Consider the following 22,859-nt stretch of genomic DNA (forward strand, 5'->3'; position numbering starts at 1 on the left):
AAAAGGATGGAGTGAGCAGTATGGTAATGCAATACAAACAAATTATCGTAGCAGTGGACGGATCGAAGGAATCGGAATGGGCGTTTAAGAAAGCAATGGCCATTACAGAACGCAACTCGGCAACACTAAATTTGGTGAACATCATCGATACTCGATCCTACGCGGCAGTCGAAGCGTATGACCGGTCTATCGCTGAACGGGCTCAAACATTTGCGGAAGAGTTATTGAACGGCTACAAAGCGGAAGCAGAAAAAGCAGGTCTGCAAAACGTTAATATTTATGTAGAATACGGTTCTCCAAAAACAATGATCACACGCGACCTGTCATTTAAGTTGAACGCAGATCTTATTATTTGTGGCGCTACAGGGTTGAACAAGGTCGAAAGATTCCTGATCGGAAGCGTATCGGAAAATATCGTCCGTTCAGCAAAATGCGATGTACTTGTTGTCCGTACTCCAGAAGAAGAACTATAAGTAATATGAAAATCTAAAAAGGAGCCGTACGGCTCCTTTATTAATGGACGGATAAACCAGCTGTCTCCATCGTTTCCCGCGCAATCATGATTTCTTCGTTGGTCGGGATGACAAGAACTTTAACCGGGGAATACGGAAAATTAATATGTACCTCTTTTCCCGTTATTTCATTCAAATCCGGATCAAAATAAACTCCCATGAATTCCAAGCCTTGCAGGACTTTCTCCCGGACAATTGGACTGTTTTCACCAATCCCCGCCGTAAAGATGATGGCATCTACGCCCCCCATCCTGGCAGCGTACGAACCGATATACTTATGAATCCGGTCCGTAAAGACATCTAATGCGAGCTGGGCACGATGATCCCCTTCAGCTGCCTTCATGCCAATATCACGGAGATCACTCGAAAATCCGGAGAGTGCCAGCATGCCGGATTGATGGTTCAACACGCTGATCACTTGTTCAGCAGATTTGCCCGTTTGTTCCATAATATACGGGATCAAGGCAGGATCGATGTTGCCTGACCGTGTTCCCATCGTAACGCCAGCCAATGGCGTGAATCCCATCGAGGTGTCCAATGATTTTCCGCCTTTTACTGCGGCTATGCTTGCTCCATTACCTAGATGGCAAGAAATGAATCTTGTGTCCGCCAAAGGCCGATTCAAAAGCTTTGCCGCCCGTTCCGTTACATATTGATGGCTTGTCCCGTGAAAACCATATTTACGGATTCCGTAGTTTTTATAGTATTCGTAAGGCAGCGGATACAAATAGGAACTTTCGGGCATTGTCTGGTGAAATGCCGTGTCAAAGACAGCGACTGCCGGAACAGCAGGCAACGCCTTTTTGAATTCCACAATGCCGACGATGTTTGCCGGGTTATGTAACGGGGCGAACTTCGAAAGCTTATCAATTTCGCGAATCACTTGTTCATCAATGACGACTGATTCAGCGAATTGCTCCCCTCCGTGCACGACACGATGGCCGATTCCGTCAATTTCGTCATACGAAGCAATGATCCCCTTGCTAATAATGGACTCTAATAGCATTCGAACAGCTTCCGCATGAGATTTGATCTCTATCGTTTCATATATATCGACCTGTTCAGACTGCATGACAAAAATGGATTGAGGCAACCCGATCCTTTCAAACCGGCCTTTTACAACGACCTGTTCTTCAGGCATTTGCAATAGTTGAAATTTCAATGAAGAGCTTCCCGCATTAACAGCCATCAACAACATCTACAAAACCCCTTCTCGTTACATTTCCTCGATCCAGTTGTCTATCTTACGGAAAAATTGGGACATTAATCCTTTATCCATCATATCAGGCACTTTTGCCAGCAGAACATCAGGCGCACTTTTTGCAGCCATTTCTTCTAATGGTTTTTGAAGGATCAAAATGAATTTTGCGTGCGCTACATTTTTGAACAGAGAATCCGGCAGTTGAATGATTGCCCGAATGAGTGCATGCCGCTTCAAGTACTTTTGCAGCAACTCTGCCTGGTCGGATTCAAAAAGATTGACCGTTGTAATAAAGAGACCGAAACCGCCCGGCTTCAAATGATTCAACGACTGTTCAATAAAGAGATGATGAGAGTAAGCATGTCCTTCTGCCGGCATCATTTCAAAATTTAGTGCATTATCATCGTCCGGATAATAACCGACCGGCAAATCACTGATCACAAGATCAACCGGATCAACAAGCAACGGCCGCAAGCCATCCTGCACATAGAAGCGGACCGGCTGTTCCAATAGTTCAGCCGAGACAGCTGCCAGACGGACAAGCAAGTCATCGATTTCTACGGCTGAAGCGTTAGCAGTTTCCTCTATGGCATTCATGACAGTATAAAGAAGATTGCCAGTACCTGCTGCAGGATCCAGCAAGGTAACATCCTTTTTCGACTGGACAAGTTGGCTTGCCATATAACCGACTAAGATACCGATTGCATCCGGCGTCATTTGATGATGTGGCTGGGCATTCTCCTTCATCCCTTTTAAAATCGCGAGTTGCAGCCCTCTCCTGATTTCCTCCTTTGTCACATCGTTTGTGACATTCGGGGTTTCAGTTCCTGAGAGCCAGGACTCGCAGGCAGAAATAATCCCGTCCAAATAATCGCCTTGCTCTTTGCTTGCTTTTTCATCAATGAATGTAAAAATGGTTTCAGTATTTGTCATATTCAATCCCTCTATTTGAAAACCCACCCGTTTCCGAGTGGGTCTCTATTATTCCGATAATTTTTTTACCGCTTCCAGCGCTTTATCATAATCTGGATGGTTCGTCACTTCGCTCACGTACTCCACATATTGGACCGTATCCTCTTTGTCGATGACGAAGATGGAACGAGCAAGAAGGCGAAGTTCATTTATAGCCACTCCATACGCTTCCCCGAATGAAAGATCACGATGGTCGGATAGGAGTTTAAGATTCTCGATTCCTGCATCCGCCTTCCATCTTGCCTGTGCAAACGGAAGATCGACTGAGATCGTCATCACTTCGATGTCATCTCCGAAGGAATTCGCTTCGTCATTGAATTTTTTCGTCTGCTCTGAACAAACGCCTGTATCAATAGATGGAACAACACTGATCAATCGAATCTTCCCCTTGGAGCTGGCAAGCGTGACAGGTTGCAGATCATTTGATAAAACTGTAAAATCAGGAGCTTTATCCCCTACTGTCACTTCTTTACCGAGCAGCGTTACAGGATTGTTTTTAAATGTAACTTTCATCATCAAGACGCCTCCTTCTCAATTTCCTTCATTCTACTAAACATGCGGAGCGTCTTGCAACTGTTCCCCCTCGTCCACTTGCCGTTTCACCATAACTGTCTTCTTTTCAAAAGAGTGCTCATGGATGACAGCTGTATCTGCAAACAAGTCATGCAACGCTTCCTTCTTCGGCATGAATATAGCTAGCAAATACGGGATGAGCAAGGTTTTGGAGATGAAACGCCCGATGACTTCCCGGAATAGAATGGTGCTCCATGTCAATGGCTCCTCATTCTTTTGAATAACCCGTATACCTAAAATCATCTTTCCGGCTGTCTGACCCAGCAATTTAGTCATGAGCGAAAAATATGTTAAAAACAGAAGCAGAAGAACAATTTTATATGGGCTGAAGAGGAGAAAATCCGGGTTCGTTATTTCAAATCCCGCCACCCTGAAAATCGGTTTGACTACGATGCCGCTTATGGATGAGACGATGATCAAATCGATGATATACGCCCAGAACCTCATCCAGAAACCTGCGTATTTAGGCAGAAACTGTTCCGTTCTGACCATTTCATAACGCGGCGCCTTGTGTTGATCCATACCTGCGGCTGAGGATGGAATCAGTTCATTGTTATGCTCCGTCATCCTGATCCCTCCTTATTTCTCACCATATAAATACATCATCCGAGGTGCATCATAATCGGATAATAATTTGCCGATCAGTTCCGTTTCTACATTGCGACCAAACAAGCCATCCAACTTCACACCAAACAGCGAACCAAAACTGTCTGATGAAGCGTACTCAAATACGGATGCATCTTCCAGCCCGAAATCTTCTTTCATCGCAGCAATGGCATCGCCAGGTTTTCCTGCTTCATCCGCAAGACCCGCCTCAATCGCTTGACGGCCATTCATAATTCTTCCGTCTGCCACTTTCTTCACATCCTGGACTGACATATGACGGCCCTCCGCTACGATATCAACGAATCGCTCATAGGAATCGTTGATCATTTCTTGAAGCATATTGCGTTCTTCTTCAGTCATTTCCCTGGAGCCGCTCATGATATCCTTATACGGCCCTGTTTTAATCGTGTTGAAATCAATTCCGTATTTCTCTGCCAGCTTCGCATAATTGACACTTTCCATAATGACACCGATCGAACCTGTTATGGTCTCGGGATGGACGAAAATTTTCTCAGCAGGCGCCGAGACGTAATATCCTCCCGAAGCTGCCATGCCGCCCATTGCAACATAGAATGGAATTTCCCTGTCCGTCTGGATCGAACGGATCGCATCGTAGATATCGGAGGATTCCATGACGCCTCCACCAGGGGAATTGACAACAAGGACGACTCCTTTTACCGTTGGATCTTCATAGATCGAATCGAGCTGGCTCATGAAAAACTGATGATCGTAACCGGCAGCGCCAAAAAGAGAGCTCGGCACATCCTGAATAACGCCATCGAGCGACAAGACAGCAATTCGTTCGTTTCCTCTTCCTTGTTCAATCACATTCTCCGTAAGCATCGCGGGATCGTTAATACTGTCCCAAAACGAAGTGAAATCCCTCGTAAATATGTACGATAACGAATTAACGCCAATTGATACCACAAGTAATGCGGCCGCCGCAATTATCGCAATCCATCTTTTGCTGTTCATAATAGCAACCCCTTTCCTTTCATTCATTAATCTTATACGATAGTAACGATAAAACGTTTCATTCTTACCTCAATTGCCGTCAAATTATTTGAGAGGAGGCTGCTGTATGGCCGACCGAAGGAATATTTATATCTTTTCAAAACAGGATGCAGAATCACTTGCCAAGAAGGAAATTGTGAAAGACGCCCTCCATCATGAAGGATTTTTTGTAACCGACCAAGCAAGCGATGCTAACATCATCATCTCACTTGGTACAGATGGCACCTTTTTGCAAGCTGTCCGGAAAACCGGATTCAGGCAAGACTGCCTCTATGCAGGCATTTTGACGGCGGGCAGGCACGCCATGTATTGCGATTTCCATTACAATCAACTGCTCGAAGTGATTCAATCTATCCGAAGATCCGAAATCGAAGTAAGGCGGTATCCGTTGCTCCAAGTGGCGATTGACGGCCATGAACCATTCTATTGCCTAAACGAGTTCAGTATCCGTTCAAATATCATTCGGACCTTCATTTTGGACATTCTGATTGACGAGCAATGTTTCGAAACATTTCTAGGAGATGGCCTGATCATCTCAACTCCGACCGGGAGTGCAGCCTACAATAAGTCAGTCCGCGGGGCCGTCATCGATCCTTTACTGCCATGTTTCCAAGTAACGGAATTGGCTTCGGTTAATAACAATAGCTATCGGACATTAGGTTCTCCCTTCATACTCAGCGGCCATCGAAAGCTACGTCTCCATGTTCATCAGGATGGGAATAACTTCCCGTCTGTCGCGGTGGATAACGAAGCTCTTGGCATTCGCAGAGTTGAAAATGTCGAAATAGAGCTGAGTACTAAAATTGTTAAAACAGTGAAATTGAAAAACAATTCGTTCTGGGAGAAGGTTCAGCGGATTTATCTATGAAAAAACAGGCCTGCCTGGTTGCACCGGCGGCCTGTTTTTTTCATACATGGCTTCTTCTCATTTTTACGGTCTCATATACTTTGGATGTTGTAAATAAGATAAGGGCCGCCCAAATGAAAGAGAAAGATAATAACTCTTGCTGTCCAAACGTCTCATGATACATAAGAACACCGATAATCAGCATCAAGGTCGGTGCAATGTATTGAATAAAACCGGACATATAAAGAGGAATCCGCTGAACCCCTTTTGCATAGAGAACAAGAGGAAGTGCCGTTGCCACCCCTGTCAAAATGAGCAAAATATCTGTCTGTGTGTTGACATGGAGGAAACGGGCTTCACCTGTAATAAACAACCAGATATAATACCCTACTGCAAACGGAAAGATGAACATCGTTTCGATTGCCAGCCCACGCAATGCATCTAATTGAATGTTCTTCTTAATGAATCCATAGACTGCAAATGACAAGGCGAGTCCGACGGCAATCCAAGGGAATTTCCCATAAAAAAAGACCATTGTAATGACCCCAATTGCAGCAAGTACAAATGCCGCTTTTTGTGCTGAGGACATCTTCTCTTTTAAAAATAGTACACCTAACAAAACAGATACAAGGGGATTCATATAATACCCCAGACTCGTTTGAACGATAAAATGATGATTGACGGCCCATATGTAAATAAACCAATTTGACGTTACCAAAACAGAAGCTGCAAATAAGCTCCAGAAACTTCGCTGATCCTTCCATAATTTACGGAAGTCATGGACGAGTTGTCTACCTCCGCGGATAAGCAAAACCACAAGGACGGTTGATATGAATGCCCATACGATGCGGCCTGTTAAAATTTCATCACTGCTGACATGCTCGAGGTATTTCCAATAAATCGGCATGAAACCCCATATGACGAATGAAGCGACCACCCAGATGACACCATTGCGGTCTGTTTGCATGGACAGATGACCTCCTTTATTATTTCATGTTACGAAAGAATAATGTCATTATAGACCTAAGTTTTTTATACGTAAAGAACAGAAAAAACCGTTTGCCTATTTTTCGTAGCAAACGGTTCAATTTATATGTCACTGTTGTTCCTTTTTACGCAACTCCACGCGCATGATTTTACCGGAAGCCGTCTTTGGAAGTTCATCCATAAATTCGATCTTTCTTGGATATTTATAAGGAGCGGTCAATCTCTTGACATGTTCCTGCAAGTCTTCCACAAGTCCTTCTTCGCTTTTCCTGGCAGGATCTCTTAGAACAATAAACGCTTTTACAACGCTGCCTCTGACTTCATCGGGACTTGCCACTACCGCACATTCCCTGACAGCTTCATGCTTCGTGAGCGCATCTTCCACTTCGAACGGGCCAATCGTATATCCGGAGCTGATAATGATATCATCTCCACGGCCTTCAAACCAGAAATAGCCATCCTCGTCTAGTTTTGCCCGATCCCCTGTAATATAATAATCGCCACGGAACTGCATTTTAGTCCGCTCCGGATCATTCAAATATTCCTTGAACAAAGCGGGAGTGGATATATGGACTGCGATGTCTCCGACCTGGCCCGGCTCCACAGGCTTCCCTTCTCCATCTACGATATCCACTTTATTTCCAGGAGTCGGTTTGCCCATTGATCCAGGTCTCGCTTCCATGCCGACCATCGTACCTACAAGCAATGTATTTTCCGTTTGGCCGTAACCATCACGGACAGCCAAGGAGAATACTTTGTCAAAGATATCAATCACTTCACGATTCAAAGGCTCTCCCGCTGATACTGCGTTGCGGATGGATGATAGATCGTATTGCTCCAATTGATCAGCCTTTGCCATAAAGCGGTATTCCGTCGGTGTGCAGCATAACACATTTACTTGATATTTCCCGATCAGGTTTAAATAAGTGACTACATCAAATTTCCCATCGTATACGAGTCCTGTAGCTCCACTTCCCAAAACAGATAGGAACGGGGACCAGATCCACTTTTGCCATCCCGGAGCTGCGGTCGCCCATACGACATCCCCTTCTTTAATGCCAAGCCACTTTTCTCCTGCCGTCCTCAAATGTGCATATCCCCAGGCATGTGTATGAACAACACCCTTCGGCTTGCCCGTTGTGCCTGACGTATAAGATAGAAAGGCCATATCCGAGCCCTTCGTTTTGGGTGGCGAAAAATCGGAAGATGTTTGTTCCATTAATTCAGTTAATGAGAGCTGACCTTCTTTTGCCTTTCCGATAACAAATAACTTGACGTCACCCATATTTTTTACCTCTGCAAATTGATCCGTAAAAGCCTCGTAAGCGACGATGGCTTTCGCGCCACTATGTGCTAAGCGATATTCGATGTCAGACGCTCTCAGCATTTCCGAGCTTGGAATGACTGCAATCCCCGCCATCAGTGCTCCAATGTATGTAATATAGGCTTCAATTCTTCTCGGCACCATCACCAGTACGATATCGCCTTTTTGAAGGCCATTTTCAGTGAAAACGGCAGCAGCCTTTTTGGCTTCAACCATTAAATGATCATATGTAATCCGATCTTCTGCACCATGTGCATTGACATATATCAATGCTTCTTTGCCACTGCCATCTGCATACCGTTCAAATTCGGAAACGATATTGTATTGTTCGGGTGCAAGTAATTCTTCACGCTTCATAGAACAGTCCCCCCTTTTTCTTTCCATTAATTATACGGATTTTTTTAATTGATATCAATTTTCGGACTCCATATTTTATTGAAGAACACATGAACAAACAAAATACGGCTATGCTAAGGAGGATAGAAAAAGCCGCCCCGTTTACACGGGACGACTTTCTTTAAAGCATGTTATTGTTGTGTGTAGTTGTTCATTTGCGATTGAGCTTGACGTACTAATCGCTTCGTGATTTCTCCGCCGACGGAACCGTTGGCACGCGATGTAGCATCTGCTCCAAGTTGCACTCCGAATTCTTGTGCGATCTCATACTTCATTTGATCAAGAGCTTGTTGTGCACCAGGAACTAGAAGTTGGTTTGAGTTGCTGTTGTTGTTTGACATTGTCTCTCACCTCCTTGTGACTATAGAATGGACTGTATCCAAAAAATCATGCAGGAGGATTTATGGTAATTTTTTCTTTTATAATAAATCGTCAAAATCAGTTGGCTGCTTTGCCCCCTGATCGATAACAGTCCGCTTGGCAATTGCCTCATTAATCAGCGGAGTAAAATCAAAATAGCTCTCATAATGTGTTACCTTCTCGAGACGAGGTTTCGTCTTCGGATTAGACGGTGTAAAAATAGTACAGCAATCTTCGAATGGCCGGATTGAAATATCATATGTGCCAATACGCTGTGCGATTTCAATGATCTCCAGTTTATCGGATGCAATTAACGGACGCAGCACAGGTGTGGACGTTACAGCATTGATGGCCGTCATGCTGTCAAGCGTCTGGCTGGCAACCTGTCCGAGGCTTTCTCCGGTGACAATACCCATCGCACCGATTTCGCCTCTCACTTTATCCGCAATTTCCAACATGATTCTTCTTGTTGTCGTCATGGACAAGTTGTTTGGCACTTGTTTGACAATCGCTTGCTGCAGTTCCGTGAAAGGGATAACATGAAGGCGTATATCTGCCCCGAACGTACCTAGCCGATCAGCCAGATCCATTACTTTTTTCTGCGCCATCTCACTTGTAAATGGCGGGCTCGCAAAGTGGATCGCATCTAGCGACACGCCTCTTTTCATCATTAAGTAGCCTGCTACCGGGCTATCAATTCCACCAGACAACATGAGCAGAGAATGGCCATTCGAGCCCACAGGCATGCCGCCTGCGCCTTTATATGTCGCAGCTGTCAAAAAGGCTCCATCACTTCTAATATCGACAAGCAGTTGGATATCCGGCTTTTTCATCTTAACAACGAGTTCAGGGAAATGGCGCAATACATGGCCGCCTATTTCTTGTTGAAGTTCCCCCGTCACGAGCGGAAATGATTTGTCAGAACGCTTGATTTCCACTTTGAAAGTCTTGTCTGCCGTTTCAACTGACGCGATGACGTCGAGCGCCTTTGCTTTGATTGCTTCCAGCTCTGCCTGACATTTGGCAACCGGGCTGAACGATTGGATGCCAAATATAGAAGGAAGACGTTCAATCGCTTCCTTCATATCCTCATGATCACTCGCCTGCAGAAACATACGGTCGCGTTCTGCGCGCAGCTTCACTGTCGGAAGATCCCGCATCGCTAATTGAATATTCTTTTTCAATCTCCGTACGAATGTATTTCGATTTCTACCTTTAAGTGATAATTCTCCATAACGGATTAACAGCTCATTCCATTCCATCTATTTCAATTCCCTTCCAAGCAGTTTCATAAATGCAGAAAAAACAGTCTCGAATTTTTTTATTTCCTCATCGGTATTATCTTTTCCAAAACTGATCCGAACAACTCCGAATTTGTACTCCTGTTTCAAATGAATTGCCTCAATCACATGACCGGCATTCAAACTCTTTGAAGAACAGGCACTCGACGTTGAAAGATAAATCCCGTTTTCCTGAAAATAATTGACAGCCACTTCGCCTTTAATTTTCGAAAAAGCGAGAGATACTATATGGGGTGCGCCGCATTGTGGTGCGATCACTTGAACACCTTCATATTGGTTTACAAATTGAATCAATCGGTTTCGCCATTTGCGGTACGTTTCATTTTCCTGTTCCACGGCGCTTAGCCGCATCGCTTTCGCAGCAGCCACCGCATTTGGAACTGAAACGGTTCCACTGCGGACACCTTTCTCCTGGCCGCCGCCGAAATTAATCGGCGATGGTGTCATGCCTTTTTTCATCAAGAGCACTCCAGAGTTCTTTAATCCATTGATTTTATGTGCTGAAACGGTAATAGCATCCGGCCCAATATTATGAAGCTTGACAGGCAGCTTGCCGAAACTTTGCACACAATCCGAATGAAATATCGCTCGGGAGTTTTGATGAACGATTTCTACAGCCTGTTCAATCGGCTGAATGGTTCCAATTTCGTTATTCACATGCATGATACTAACAACGGTCGTTTCCTTCCGTACTAGCTGCGCTAATTGTTCAAGTGATATTCGGCCTTGCTCATCCACAGGCAAATAATCCACTTCAAAGCCGTTTCGCTCCAAAAATTGACAAGCATTCAGGACGGATGGATGTTCAATGGCCGTTGTAATGATGTGAGAGCCTCTCGAACGAAGCGCATAGGCAAAACCAATGACAGCTAAATTATTGGCTTCTGTACCGCCAGAGGTGAAAATAACCTCTGCATCTTGACTGCCTACTAAAGAGCGGATTTGTTCTCTGGATCGCTCCAGTAAGGCTTCCGCCTCTCTTCCTTTCCCATGGATGGAAGCGGGATTGGCAAAAAAGCGCCTGTTCGCCTCGACAAAAGAGGTTAGCACTTCTTCGTCGGGTCTAGTTGTTGCACTATTATCAAAATAGGCCATTTCTTTCACATCCTTTATTTTTTATTGGAGACGCCTGAATTTTTGGAATCCCTCATTATAAGCGTGACAAAGCCACCTGCATATGATATGCCGGTGGCTATGTTAACAGTGTTAGACATGCTCCTTCAACATTTCCTCAATACGCTTCATAGCACCCGGTTCCATTTCTTCGACCGCAGTCGCAGCCTCTTCAAGCGCTTTTGCATATCGGAATTGACGGAATGACTCTTCCGCATCCATTAATCTTGCATGCACTAGCGGATTTGAAGCTCTGAATCGGTTGCCATATTGAATGATCAATTCGATCAGCATTACATTTTCCAGCATTTGATCGACTTTTTCGTTTACATCATGGACGGCTTTTTCAGCATTTTTCAAATACGATTCTGCCAATGCCATGTTTAACGGCACTTCCTGTAAACTTTGTGAGACAAGGAAAATCTGTTCTTCCGCTTCCTCCAGCCTCGCATCCATTTCATCTGGAATTCCAGGTATATTGGCTTTATGCAGTTTGCGGTCCGCCGCCTGCAATTCACGCGTCAGGTCAGCCAGCTTGGTCCGTACATTATTTTCATCAATCCGGAGATTTTTAATCCGGTTCGCGAAATTTTCCTGCTCTTCCGCAATCTGCTCCATTTCATCAGCAATGCTTTTCAGCTCTTGCTGCAAAGTGGTATAAGCAGATCCTTGCTCCTCAAACATGAAAGCGAGCGTAGAGAAACGCTTTTGCAATGCTTCCAAGCGTTTTACAGCAGTTTGAGGTATTTTAGCTTCATCATCTTCTAAACGATAACTTTGTTGAACATAGACTGCTTCATTGGAAATGTCCCTTGTCATGCGAGTCATGGATTCAAGCTCTGCAGACACTTTTTCATAGTGGCTGTCGACATATTGTTTCCCAATGACCTCATTTTCAAGCGCATCATAAAATGAATCGATCTGATCATTCATCTCCTGAACTTGCTGTTTTACGGCATCAATGTCCAGCAGCTTCACTTTAGCCATTATCTCATCAAGTTTCGTTTCAATTGCGGAAAGTTGCTTAGGAAGTTCAAGATGCTGCAGATTGTAGGATTGCTCTTCCATTTCGCGTGTGCCATTACGCAGCTCTCTGATGGCGGATGGAATCTTATTTTGCACTTCAACGAGCAAACTCGGTATGTCATGAATCAATTCGGATAAGCGTTCGCCCTTAGCAGAAAGATTGATCACAATTTCTCGTGCCAATAAATAATTTCCGTTATCTGTCAATTGGTCGTACTCTTCAAATTTAGGATTGAAGGATTCAAGTTCTTGTTCCAACGCTTCAATCGCAACGCCGAAGGAATGCTGATGGGCAAGCAATGTCTTGCGGGCCGTCCGGTATTGTTCCTTCAGCTTTTCAATTTCAATGCGATTTTTTTCTTCGCTGCCAATCAATTCATTTAATTCATCCAATATTTCGTTCTTCCGTTTATCACAATAACGGATCTTCTCTTGGATAGCTTTTTCGGTCTGGGTCGCTTTTTTAAATTTAAACCGATCGACCATATCTTCGGCGTCAAAAAGCATCGAGTCGATATTTGGCATGTGGACGTCAATGACTTCTGTCCACTCATTCCGCCACCGCTCGAATTTCTCTTCTGTTTCGCCTGTCATATTCAATTGTTTAACTTTCATCATTTCTTCAAAAATCGGTTTGTTCTGTATTTGCATTTTTTCATTTTCCAACCGCTTAATTTCACCTATATGTTTACGCCTGAATAAAAAGGCGATGGTTATGAGTACTATAAGAAGTAAAATTGGAATGATGAAATATTTCATCATTGTGATCCCCCTATTCCGCATCACTGAAATGAGACATTCTAATTTGATATTATCTTATATAGTAACATGTTTAAAGAGTTTTCGCGTTATAAATGAATGATTTATAGGGAAAAATACATTTTTATCTGGAGAAAGCATGAAATTTGTAGAAAAAAAGACTTTCGACGTATACTGAGTGAAGCGAACATCGTATTGAAGGAGGACGTTTTATATGTTTACGACAGTGACTTATTCATCAGATCCGAAGGAAAAATACTCGCAATTGACAAAGCAGCTGGATGCTCTTTTATCTGGCGAAAGAAACCGGTATGCCAACTTAAGCAATGCTTCCGCGCTATTAAATGTCTTTTTTGACCGTATCAATTGGGTTGGATTTTATTTAATGGAAGATGGGGAGCTTGTGCTTGGCCCTTTTCAAGGCTTGCCGGCGTGCATCCGGATTCCCCTGGGCAAAGGGGTTTGCGGGACAGCAGCAGAGCGCAAAGAAACGATAGTCGTAGAAGACGTTAATGCGTTCCCAGGCCATATTGCTTGTGATGCAGCATCACAATCCGAAATTGTCGTTCCCATCGTTAAAGACGGCGAACTGATCGGTGTTCTTGATATCGATAGCCCCAAACTGGACCGCTTCACGGAAGATGACCGTCAAGGCCTAGAAGCATTCGTAGAAGTTCTGGCCACCCATTTATAATCTATAGAGTTATTAGTAATATGAAATGGCGGCCATTCGATTGATTGAATGGCCGCCTTTTAGCTTAAACAAGAGCAAATATATTGTATTATATATCAACTTGGCTGCTATCTCATCATACTTCTAGTAAAGTTGATTTCCGTTGCGCTGGACGCTTTCCGCGGGCACGGCTTCAGCCAATCGAACTGCGAAGGGTTCGATTTGCCGTATTTCTGGGGTTTAACAGAAATTAAGGCAGCCCTATGCTCCGAACGCTCTGCTTTTTGTCGCAAAAGCCGTTCTTCGTGACGGCCTTCGCTTCGCTTCGTCCAGGGTCTTCCGCTCGTGCTGTTCCCGCAGGAGTCGCCAGCTGCACTACAATCAACAGAGTTACCTTTAAAATGAGTAAGTAGATTTTCGTTGCGGTCGAAAAACATATATAAAGAGAGAACAGACATAATTGCTACACATTAACCATTAATGACAATGTAAAAAACGGATATTTCTAGTCCGGAATTTTAAATATTAAATTTACATAAAAAGTTTACTATGCAAAAAACCTATAAATAACCCGCCTGACTGCATCCCTACCAAATTGTCTTGAATATCACCACCACAAATTGCCATAAGAAATTAGCCACATCTTAACAGAGTTATTAACCTAAATCCTAGATAGTCGTGGGGAATGACCTCATTCCCTTGATTTCTTTTATAATTTAAGGCGACCATTTAGTAAATGAATAGTCGCCTCAGAGCGTAGACAAAAGCATATTAATTTGTTGTCTCGTATAAAAATAATAAACAACTGTTACTCACATAAGATTCCTAGTAAAGTTGATTTCCGCTTCTGGCGGTCGCTTTCCGGGGGGCGGGCGGTGAGCCTCCTCGTCCGCTGCGCTTCCTGTGGGGTCTCACCTGTCCCGCTCATCCCCCAGGAGTCGCCGCCTTCCGCTCCAATCAACGGATGTTCTGCTAACAAGTTATGTTAGTAATAATAAAATTGATGAACCTTGTATATAGGAAGTTAAAAGAACTTTCATATTTACTTAAACATAAAGAAATTATATCAAAGGCAGGGAGCGCAACGTAGACTCCTATGGGAATAGCTTGAGCTGAAGACCCCGCAGGAACGAAGTGACGAGTAGGCTGAAGCCAAGCCCATGGAAAGCGAAGTTGCGCTCCCTGGCGGTTGGTTTATGCATTTCTATTCATCTCGAAGTGACTTTGTCTACAGTCTGAGGCGACCATTTAGTAAATGAATGGCCGCCTTATTATCTATCGTTTTATAAAGCCTTCACATTATCGCGTTCCAATACAGCAAATGCCTGCTCCAAATCAGCAATCAGATCGTCGGCATGCTCCAATCCGACAGAGAGGCGGAGCAGTGAATCGGTAATGCCCATTTGCAGACGTTCTTTTTCGGGAACACTGGAATGGGTCATCGTTGCCGGATGCTGAATTAGAGTTTCTGCATCTCCTAAACTAACTGCAATTTTGATCAGGGACAAACTGTCCATGAATCGCTGTGCCCCTGCTTTCCCTCCCTCTACCGTGAAGGAGATTAAACCGCCGCCAGCGCTCATTTGACGTTTGGCAATATCATATTGTGGGTTATCATTATCGAACGGATAATAGATGGTTTCCACACAAGTTTTTCCTTTTAAATACTTGATTAATTTTTCAGCATTGGATGTGTGCCGTTCCATCCGGACAGGCAGCGTCTTTAATCCACGGATCAGTAACCAGGCATCAAATGGAGACATGATCGCCCCGTAATCTTTTTGAACCGACATGCGGATCCGTTCCATTTCTTCCTTGTCATTACCAACAAGAAGACCTGCTATTACATCACCATGTCCATTGATATATTTCGTAGCGCTGTGCAATACAAAGTCCGCTCCAATTTCCAAAGGGTTTTGCAAATAAGGCGACGTGAATGTATTGTCAACGACGACACGGAGTCCATGACGCTTCGCAACTGCTACTACCGCATGCAGATCCACCAGTTCCATAGTCGGATTGATCGGTGTTTCTACATAAATGCATACTGTTTCAGGTTTTACAGCTTTCTCTATTTCTTCTTCCGTCGTCATCCTAATGAGATCATGCGTAATACCATACTTCTCTTCCATTATTGATAGCAATCCAAACGTACATCCATAAATGCCTCTTGAGCACAGGATGTGATCACCAGCCTTAGTTAAATGAACAAGAATGGAACTGACCGCTGCCATGCCCGAGCCGAAAGCAAGGCTGCCTTCACCTTTCTCCAGCACTGTCATTCTCTCTTCCAGCACACGTACCGTCGGATTGCCGAGTCTGGAATAGATGTTGCCGGACTCCTCACCTGAAAAACGCTTTTCCCCAGTCAGCGCAGTGTCAAATGAATAAGTCGATGTTTGATAAAGAGGCACCGCCAAACTTCCGTGATGCTCCGAGTCATCATACCCCTCGTGAATGACGCTTGTGTCCTTATGAAGTTTCATAGTTTGCTCCACCTTTCGTTTAAATGAAATCGCTTACATTCCCCTTTCTCTATTATACTACTTCGTTGCGAAAAAGAAAAAGCCTTGTCTTCCAAACTTTAGAAGACAAGACTTATATTATAAAGAAATACCATTACGGCAAATATTCGTATCTCACATCAATCCAGGCATTTTGCAGGCTTTTTAATCCCAAATCCGTCGCCACACGAGGCGTCAAATCGATTCCGGCTGGATTCAGAACCTTCCGCCCGCTCTGATCCTTTCCGCCATTATGGCCGTTCGTGTATGCCGCATAGGCTTGCGGAATTCCTAATGGCAAATCGGTGAATTTCCTGCGAGGATTCGTCCCGTTTTTAGCATCCCAGTAATTATCGTCTGTGTTCCAAGGTCCTACTTCATCGACCTTAACACTGCGGACAGACCTGCCAGTTGCCGGATTGTATACGTTTACGACATACGGCGGCTTTCCGTAGATCGTTCGTAAATTCGATGGAATGTTTGATATCCATCCTAAATTTGCAAACTTGACGTACTTATCCGGCAACGCCACTTCATACGCACCGCTCGTATTCGGATTGTATTGTGTCGCAAATACTCCAGATACTCTATCTATATCCGCATTGACATCCGTTCTGGCAGCAAGCCATTGATTCCGATAATCAATCTCTTCCTTCCACCATTCCGATATCCAGGCTTCTAGCAATGTGTATCTCTCACCGAAAAAGTCCTGTAACGCGAGATTCCGCTGCGCGAAGACATCTTCGGCAATTCTATTAAAGGTCGCAGCATCTTGCTGATCCTGCGGTGAAAGTTGATTAAGGCTTTCCATGACCATGGATCTTTCTTTCAGTCCCCACTCTTTAAGAAAGTCCAATTCCTTATCAGATAGGCTCAAGTCTTCCTGCAACTTTTCTACGTCCTTCTCTAGCTTCTCATCCATCGTCCACAGCAGGTAATTAAGCACTTCCTTATCACCGTACAGCGGGTTATCAGATTTAAAATCGGCGCTGCCATCCGCTTGCACCTCGTTCACCCAAAACCCGCTTAGCAACATGGACAGAACAACTAATAAAGTCAGACATAACTTTTTATACAATAACAAGCTCCTTTTTCGTCATTTCGTAACGATTCGGTACCTCTTCACGTATAAAATCCCTGCCTCCCCATCATTAGGATGGGCAAGCTCCAGTTCTATTGATTTGCCATTCGTCAATGGAAAGACCGCTAGCTGTGTGTGGTCGCTACGTTCCTCAATTACAGATTCCCCAGACTCATCCACCTCGATGCCCTGCAGCGAGCTGATAAACTCCCTGGACACTTGAACCGGATCATTCAGACCCGCTCGATGGCCTGCGTCATACTCACTTTGCAAGCTGGACAATTGTGATTCTGTGATGTCATTTTCAATCCATGATCCGTCACCGTTTTTTGTACTGCCGCATGCCGCCAACATCAACAAAAAAAAAGCGCTGTAACCTTCCGAATCAACCTATGACTCCTCCTCTTTCAATGTCCTGTGCCAAGCTACATCATTACCTTTTGCTCCTCTCATTGCAGAACTAAGATTAATTCTAATGCAGCTATAAATATTATCAATAGTTAGAAATCTTTGTTTTTCTTTCTACGACCATTCCATTAACAGGCAAGAAGAAATTATTCAATGATGGCATCTTCCTGCCTATTTAAACTACAGCTTGAGGATGAGACTAAAAACCTCATACTTTTGTTAAAAAGCCTCCATGCACAACAAGCTGATTCTTCCCTGTGTTTTTCGCCTTATAAAGTGCCTGGTCCGTATCTTGGAATAACTCTTTGAAGGACGTTTTCTGATGGAGGGACCAATTGTTCATGCCGACAGAAATCGTAACTTGCGGATCTGTCGATTTTGGGACGAGTTCAACCAATTCACTGGCGAAATCAATTCCCTTCTGCTTGGAGATAGACGGAAGAAAGATAGCTATCTCTTCACCGCCCCATCTGCATGCAATTCCCCTTCCCTTCACAGCTTCGAGGATCACATCTGAAATTTGTTTCAGCACCTTGTCTCCGACAGCATGCCCATACGTATCATTCACCATTTTGAAGTCGTCCACATCAATGAGAATAAATACTCCCGATTCATTATTCTCCATGGCCTTTTTCATGTAGTTGTCCAAATAGCTTCTTGTAAACAACTTAGTCAAATTGTCTTTGTCGACTAGCTCTTGCAATTTATCACGAAGCTGAGAGTTGGAAATGGCTAAAGAGGAGTGTCCGATCAAGGACCTCATTAATTTAAAGCTATCAAAAGAAAAGAAGTATTCATCTTTATGCAGCAGCAAAACAAACCCTGTCATTTCCTTTTGGTGGGTGATCGGGATCGAAACGAGCGATTTGAAAGGAAAACGTGCCGGTTCCTTTACAGCCAGATGAATATTCGCTTCGAATATGGACTCAGCTCCGCCTTGCAAGCGGGTCGAGGCAAACTCTAAATAATCGGTTCCTCCCAGTTCAAAAAAGAAATTGGAACTGACAGAGGAAACTTTGTATTCTCCACTCTCTTCATAAAACACAAAAGCGATCTCCATCGGCTGAAATGCTTTGATTAACTGCTGTTTGAGAAATCGGAGCATATCGATCATCTCAAGATTACTGTTTAGATTTCGAGATACTTCATTCACTAGCTGCAAATCTTCTACGAGCCGGTGGGATTGGTCATATAATGAAGCGTTTTCCAATCCATTGCCAGCCGCATTCGATATCATGCGCACAAAGCTTCGTTGCATCGCCGAGAAGTCCGTACCTTCCGGAGCAATGATTTGCAGGACACCATAGATGCCTTGCCGCCCTTTGATGGGAACATTCAAAATGCTTCTGGCCAAGTCTGACGCATGCTCGATCGTCAATTCTCCTGATAAGAACGCATCCACCGCGGAAGCTCGCTCATTTAAATAATCAAACAATCGATAAGAGAAGGATTTCCCCTTCTGCTCATGAGATAGCAGCAAGTCCACTTGGAACGAAGGGAACGTTTGGGTGACAGCTTTCACCACACCATCCAATATTACCGCACTGTCCATTGTGGCATTGAACAGCTCCGTCACTTCGAATAGCTTTCTATAATTCTTCTCCTTCTCACGAAGAGAATGCTGGCTTACCACTTGGTCGATAAAAACACTGACTGCCTTTTTCAACTCATGCAATAATGGAGTCGAGGCAAAGGAGTGCCATAAGTCTGTCGACCGAAATAGCATCGCGCCAAGCGGATCTAAATCATTATTCCTAAAAATGAGATAATCGTCCGCAAACCCATATCCCCGTTCAGTAATCTGAACAATGAATTCCTTATCGTTAAAAAGTTCCCGACTGTCGATGTAGTTGGATAACAGCGCCTCTGTCGACTCTTTCCCGTGCTTGCAGACCGGCAAGAACCGGTTGCTTTCATACAAGAGGAAATCAGCTTGGTCAATACCGAAATGGGACGAGAAGAGACATTGCAGTGCTTCGAATGTCTGCTCCAATGGAAGCCCTTCCATTGTATTTGCGCTCAAATCAAAAAGTCCGCATTTCATTTCATATAAAATCGTTTGATGATTCATACCGATGTCACCCCTGCTACAATCGTAAACGTACCATTATTTCCTTTCTTCCATAGTAATGCATTACACCTATAATTGCCATTAATAAATTGCGACAATCTTCGTGCTGCCATGATAATTTCCTTGACTGGCGGAAGACGAAACGGTATGATGGAACTTGTGTAAAATAGTTGCAGCAGTAGTGTGTTCCGGATTGTCCAGTCTATTCCTTTTAAGAAGGTGCATCGAGTAACCTTATGGCTGCTGAGGCGAGGATGCAAGATAATAGAATGGCGTGCGGCATGAACACTTCTGGTTCTTATTTTACAACAAAATAAAACCAATTAGAGGAGGAGTCTCTCATGGCTCGTTATACAGGTCCATCTTGGAAACTGTCCCGTCGTCTTGGCATTTCGCTAAGCGGTACTGGGAAAGAAATTGAAAAACGCCCTTATGCACCAGGACAACACGGTCCTAACCAACGTAAGAAACTTTCCGAATACGGATTGCAATTACAAGAAAAACAAAAACTTCGTTTCATGTACGGCGTAAACGAACGCCAATTCAAAACGATCTTCAACAAAGCTGGTAAAATGCAAGGTAAACACGGTGAAAACTTCATGATCCTTCTTGAAACTCGCCTTGACAACCTAGTATACCGCTTGGGTCTTGCACGCACTCGCCGTGCAGCACGCCAACTTGTCAACCACGGACACATCCTAGTTGACGGCAAACGCGTTGACATCCCATCTTACAGCGTAAAACCAGGCCAAGAGATCTCTCTTCGCGAGAAATCTCAAAACCTTACAGCTGTAAACGAAGCGCTTGAAGTGAACAGCTATGTTCCTGACTACGTTTCTTTCGATGCTGATAAAAAAGTTGGACAATTCGTCCGCATGCCTGAACGCAGCGAACTTGCTGCTGAAATCAACGAAGCACTTATCGTTGAATTCTACAGCCGTTAATAACTAGCATTACTAAAAACCCTCGAAATCCGCTTAATAGCGTGGTTTTCGAGGGTTTTTTATTATTCTTATTGAACTAATACACGCGTTAGTTCAGCAAGGCTTCATTATTTTTTCAAGTACAATAGGACCCGTATTCTTGGTCGTAGTATTGACTGTTCGTACCTTGATACGAGTAGGTCGCATTACAGGTGAAACTTCATCCAACTTCCCAGCCCAAGTAGTTTCTCCGTTATTTGTAAAAGGAGACAATGAGAAAATCCAACTTATTTCCTTCGGAACATATGCTAATACTTCATAGCCGTCATAATCCCCAAAACTAGATGGATTAGGTAAATGAAGTGCGTGAACACTGAGACTTGTTCGTTCATCATTAAATTTTCTCTCAATATTATAAATTAGTGCTACTCCTCTGGAATTTTCAGTTGCGTTTTTTGTTGGATCAAGTATTACTGAACAAGGTGGCAACTCTTTAGTTTTATCCTCAGAGTATGCTTGTGAAGGAAGAATTACTAAAACGAAGATAAGGCTAAGAAGCATTTTTTTCATTTCTGATACTCCTTAAATTTTGTTTAGCATTATTCTTCCCTAAAACTCCATATTTATTGTTCTTCAATTGTTCCTTGTTGAGCCAACCCGCTCCGTTAGTTCAATATGATAAAAGAGAAATCAATGCAGCTCAACCATTTCCAAGTTTACCTATTAGCACAAGAACCGATTATGACTGAATTTTGTGTATCTACTATAATGTTCATCTATGGGAATAGTAATAATGTATCCCCAAAACATAACAACTATAAAAACAGAGATGAAAAGATAAATTATCATTTTTTTGGCCAGCATCAGGTGAGCTGTAGATCCCTTATGGACTTACTTTCCTTCTGTCAAATGAAATGGGGCCATGCATCTCTTCTTTTACTACTGCCACCCTACCGTGGAATAAACATATACGAGAACTGCTTGAATATGCCATCCGATATCATATCCGCCATCATTAATGCTTCCGCTTCAATCTGGTCGAATACTTGCACTTCCAGCTCAAAATTCTTTTGAATCATACAGACTGCTTCCAGCTTCGTCAATGCCAGATGAGAATATAGCATCTTACGAAATGCCTCTTTGTCGATGTATGGATTGATTTGATTTAGGAATTCAGCGATTTCGTCTGCGTTCCGGTACCATTCCTTTTCTTTCTGTGCTGCCTTTTCCGTTTCCCCATTGACAGCGGCGGTTACTAAATCCGCGGCGATCATCAAGTGTTCTGAGATGAGATTACTATATATGTTTCCTATTTGTTCTCCATAATACGGTTTCAGGGAGTCGCCCATGTCGGTTGCATTGCGCAATAGGCGTGCGAGTACGTATTTCAAATCAGGCACTTTGAAAACTATTGCTGTGATCGCCATCCGTGTCCATGTGACATGTTGCTGCCAGAGAAGCCGGTTTTTATTCCATAATTCAACCTGCGCCTTGCTATAACAATTCACGGGCTGCATTGTGTTTATCGGCATTCGATTCCCATAATACTGATTCACTGTACCACTCCAACTTTCATACTTAGGTCAGTACATATATATTCAACCGGGATATCTTCGGTGCATCCCCCGCTTCTTACAGTCCATCAGTGACAATGCTAAAACTACCGCCTAATAAAAATTGAACTATTTAGAGGAACGAAAGAGTGATGTGTCGAATAATAAAAGAATCCTATGAAAGGCGGTACCTTTCCCATGACAGTACAAGCTTCACCTATTGCATGCAAAATCAATAATGTGTTTATCCATGTCAGCGATTTAAAGAGATCGGTCCAGTGGTATGCTAATCTTCTTGGTCTATCTATTGATGAAGCAACCATTGAATCACCGGTTCATAATATTCCCGTTACTGGCGAAACTGGTCTGACATTAGATGACCATACATTCGATCCTGGTTTTACGCTGGCTCCTTCTTCCCATGTACTATTTAATTTATTCGTTGAGGATATTGATGAAGCCTATCAATTCATCCAAGCCAATCAAATTATTGTCACTCGAGAAATCGAGCGGATCGGTGATTTTGCGTATTTTAATTTCCAAGACCCAGACGGCAATGTCTTAATGATTTGTAACTGTTGAGTTGAAAAGAAAATGGCACCAACATGAAAAGAAGGCAGCCCATCGTTTTCGATGTCGGGCTGCCTTCTGTCTT

The 22,859-nt window shown here is 43.6% G+C and carries 23 protein-coding genes; 5 read left to right on the forward strand and 18 right to left on the reverse strand.

Features of this window, described 5'->3' with window-relative positions:
• The first annotated feature begins 20 nt into the window (after positions 1–20).
• On the forward strand, positions 21–473 hold the full coding sequence (locus ACSW3C_RS01795) for a universal stress protein (protein ID WP_486560555.1): 453 nt from the start codon (positions 21–23) through the stop codon (positions 471–473).
• A 40-nt stretch (positions 474–513) separates the two neighbouring features.
• Here ACSW3C_RS01795 and ACSW3C_RS01800 read toward each other — a convergent pair whose 3' ends face one another.
• Genes ACSW3C_RS01800 through sppA form a run of 5 tightly spaced genes read right to left on the reverse strand, consistent with a single transcriptional unit; the run spans position 514 to position 4,839 of the window.
• Positions 514–1,710: an acetate kinase gene (locus tag ACSW3C_RS01800; RefSeq protein ID WP_486560556.1), complete on the reverse strand. Its 1,197-nt coding sequence runs from the start codon at positions 1,708–1,710 to the stop codon at positions 514–516.
• Between the two features lie 18 nt (positions 1,711–1,728).
• A complete protein-coding gene (locus tag ACSW3C_RS01805) occupies positions 1,729–2,646 on the reverse strand; it encodes a class I SAM-dependent methyltransferase (RefSeq protein ID WP_486560558.1) in 918 nt (305 codons plus the stop codon).
• A gap of 48 nt (positions 2,647–2,694) precedes the next feature.
• Positions 2,695–3,201 carry a thiol peroxidase gene (tpx, locus tag ACSW3C_RS01810; RefSeq protein ID WP_486560559.1) on the reverse strand — a complete coding sequence of 169 codons (507 nt, stop codon included), beginning with the start codon at positions 3,199–3,201 and terminating at the stop codon, positions 2,695–2,697.
• A 33-nt stretch (positions 3,202–3,234) separates the two neighbouring features.
• Positions 3,235–3,825, reverse strand: coding sequence for an RDD family protein (locus tag ACSW3C_RS01815; RefSeq protein ID WP_486560560.1), 591 nt, complete (start codon positions 3,823–3,825; stop codon positions 3,235–3,237).
• Positions 3,826–3,837: 12 nt separating this feature from the next.
• Positions 3,838–4,839 (reverse strand): signal peptide peptidase SppA, encoded by a 1,002-nt coding sequence (gene sppA, locus ACSW3C_RS01820; RefSeq protein ID WP_486560561.1) that lies wholly within the window; start codon positions 4,837–4,839, stop codon positions 3,838–3,840.
• Between the two features lie 106 nt (positions 4,840–4,945).
• Between sppA and ACSW3C_RS01825 the strand changes: the two genes are divergently transcribed.
• Positions 4,946–5,746, forward strand: coding sequence for an NAD kinase (locus tag ACSW3C_RS01825; RefSeq protein ID WP_486560562.1), 801 nt, complete (start codon positions 4,946–4,948; stop codon positions 5,744–5,746).
• Positions 5,747–5,786: 40 nt separating this feature from the next.
• Here the strand turns inward: ACSW3C_RS01825 and rarD are convergent, their stop codons facing one another.
• The 6 genes from rarD to ezrA all read right to left on the reverse strand — a co-directional run bounded on the left by rarD (position 5,787) and on the right by ezrA (position 12,991).
• The gene (gene rarD / locus ACSW3C_RS01830; RefSeq protein WP_486560563.1) at positions 5,787–6,692 is read right to left on the reverse strand and encodes an EamA family transporter RarD; all 906 of its coding nucleotides are present in this window, start codon (positions 6,690–6,692) and stop codon (positions 5,787–5,789) included.
• Positions 6,693–6,821: 129 nt separating this feature from the next.
• A complete protein-coding gene (gene mbcS, locus ACSW3C_RS01835) occupies positions 6,822–8,393 on the reverse strand; it encodes an acyl-CoA synthetase MbcS (RefSeq protein WP_486560565.1) in 1,572 nt (523 codons plus the stop codon).
• 170 nt (positions 8,394–8,563) lie between these two features.
• Positions 8,564–8,773: an alpha/beta-type small acid-soluble spore protein gene (locus tag ACSW3C_RS01840; protein WP_486560566.1), complete on the reverse strand. Its 210-nt coding sequence runs from the start codon at positions 8,771–8,773 to the stop codon at positions 8,564–8,566.
• A 78-nt stretch (positions 8,774–8,851) separates the two neighbouring features.
• Entirely contained in the window at positions 8,852–10,054 is a 1,203-nt protein-coding gene (thiI, locus tag ACSW3C_RS01845) for a tRNA uracil 4-sulfurtransferase ThiI (protein ID WP_486560567.1), read from the reverse strand.
• Positions 10,055–11,188 (reverse strand): cysteine desulfurase family protein, encoded by a 1,134-nt coding sequence (locus ACSW3C_RS01850; protein ID WP_486560568.1) that lies wholly within the window; start codon positions 11,186–11,188, stop codon positions 10,055–10,057.
• Between the two features lie 111 nt (positions 11,189–11,299).
• A complete protein-coding gene (gene ezrA / locus ACSW3C_RS01855) occupies positions 11,300–12,991 on the reverse strand; it encodes a septation ring formation regulator EzrA (protein WP_486560869.1) in 1,692 nt (563 codons plus the stop codon).
• A 214-nt stretch (positions 12,992–13,205) separates the two neighbouring features.
• Here ezrA and ACSW3C_RS01860 point away from each other — a divergent pair, with 214 nt between their 5' ends.
• The gene (locus ACSW3C_RS01860; RefSeq protein ID WP_486560569.1) at positions 13,206–13,685 is read left to right on the forward strand and encodes a GAF domain-containing protein; all 480 of its coding nucleotides are present in this window, start codon (positions 13,206–13,208) and stop codon (positions 13,683–13,685) included.
• Between the two features lie 787 nt (positions 13,686–14,472).
• Here the strand turns inward: ACSW3C_RS01860 and ACSW3C_RS01865 are convergent.
• From ACSW3C_RS01865 to ACSW3C_RS01885, 5 genes are all read right to left on the reverse strand, one after another.
• A complete protein-coding gene (locus ACSW3C_RS01865; RefSeq protein WP_486560570.1) occupies positions 14,473–14,625 on the reverse strand; it encodes a hypothetical protein in 153 nt (50 codons plus the stop codon).
• Between the two features lie 322 nt (positions 14,626–14,947).
• Positions 14,948–16,150 (reverse strand): methionine gamma-lyase, encoded by a 1,203-nt coding sequence (megL, locus tag ACSW3C_RS01870; RefSeq protein ID WP_486560571.1) that lies wholly within the window; start codon positions 16,148–16,150, stop codon positions 14,948–14,950.
• 133 nt (positions 16,151–16,283) lie between these two features.
• A complete protein-coding gene (locus ACSW3C_RS01875) occupies positions 16,284–17,246 on the reverse strand; it encodes a hypothetical protein (protein ID WP_486560572.1) in 963 nt (320 codons plus the stop codon).
• A gap of 18 nt (positions 17,247–17,264) precedes the next feature.
• Positions 17,265–17,609: a hypothetical protein gene (locus ACSW3C_RS01880; RefSeq protein WP_486560573.1), complete on the reverse strand. Its 345-nt coding sequence runs from the start codon at positions 17,607–17,609 to the stop codon at positions 17,265–17,267.
• 256 nt (positions 17,610–17,865) lie between these two features.
• On the reverse strand, positions 17,866–19,728 hold the full coding sequence (locus tag ACSW3C_RS01885) for a GGDEF domain-containing protein (RefSeq protein ID WP_486560574.1): 1,863 nt from the start codon (positions 19,726–19,728) through the stop codon (positions 17,866–17,868).
• A 341-nt stretch (positions 19,729–20,069) separates the two neighbouring features.
• On the opposite strand from ACSW3C_RS01885, the gene rpsD reads away from it, so the two are divergent.
• Entirely contained in the window at positions 20,070–20,672 is a 603-nt protein-coding gene (rpsD, locus tag ACSW3C_RS01890; RefSeq protein WP_238082640.1) for a 30S ribosomal protein S4, read from the forward strand.
• A gap of 93 nt (positions 20,673–20,765) precedes the next feature.
• Here rpsD and ACSW3C_RS01895 read toward each other — a convergent pair whose 3' ends face one another.
• Positions 20,766–21,221: a YoqH family protein gene (locus tag ACSW3C_RS01895; protein ID WP_486560575.1), complete on the reverse strand. Its 456-nt coding sequence runs from the start codon at positions 21,219–21,221 to the stop codon at positions 20,766–20,768.
• 380 nt (positions 21,222–21,601) lie between these two features.
• Positions 21,602–22,183, reverse strand: coding sequence for a hypothetical protein (locus tag ACSW3C_RS01900; RefSeq protein ID WP_486560870.1), 582 nt, complete (start codon positions 22,181–22,183; stop codon positions 21,602–21,604).
• 219 nt (positions 22,184–22,402) lie between these two features.
• Between ACSW3C_RS01900 and ACSW3C_RS01905 the strand changes: the two genes are divergently transcribed.
• Positions 22,403–22,786: a VOC family protein gene (locus ACSW3C_RS01905; RefSeq protein WP_486560576.1), complete on the forward strand. Its 384-nt coding sequence runs from the start codon at positions 22,403–22,405 to the stop codon at positions 22,784–22,786.
• The last annotated feature ends 73 nt before the right edge of the window (positions 22,787–22,859 follow it).

The sequence above is a fragment of the Sporosarcina sp. AD_1 genome (assembly GCF_057373025.1).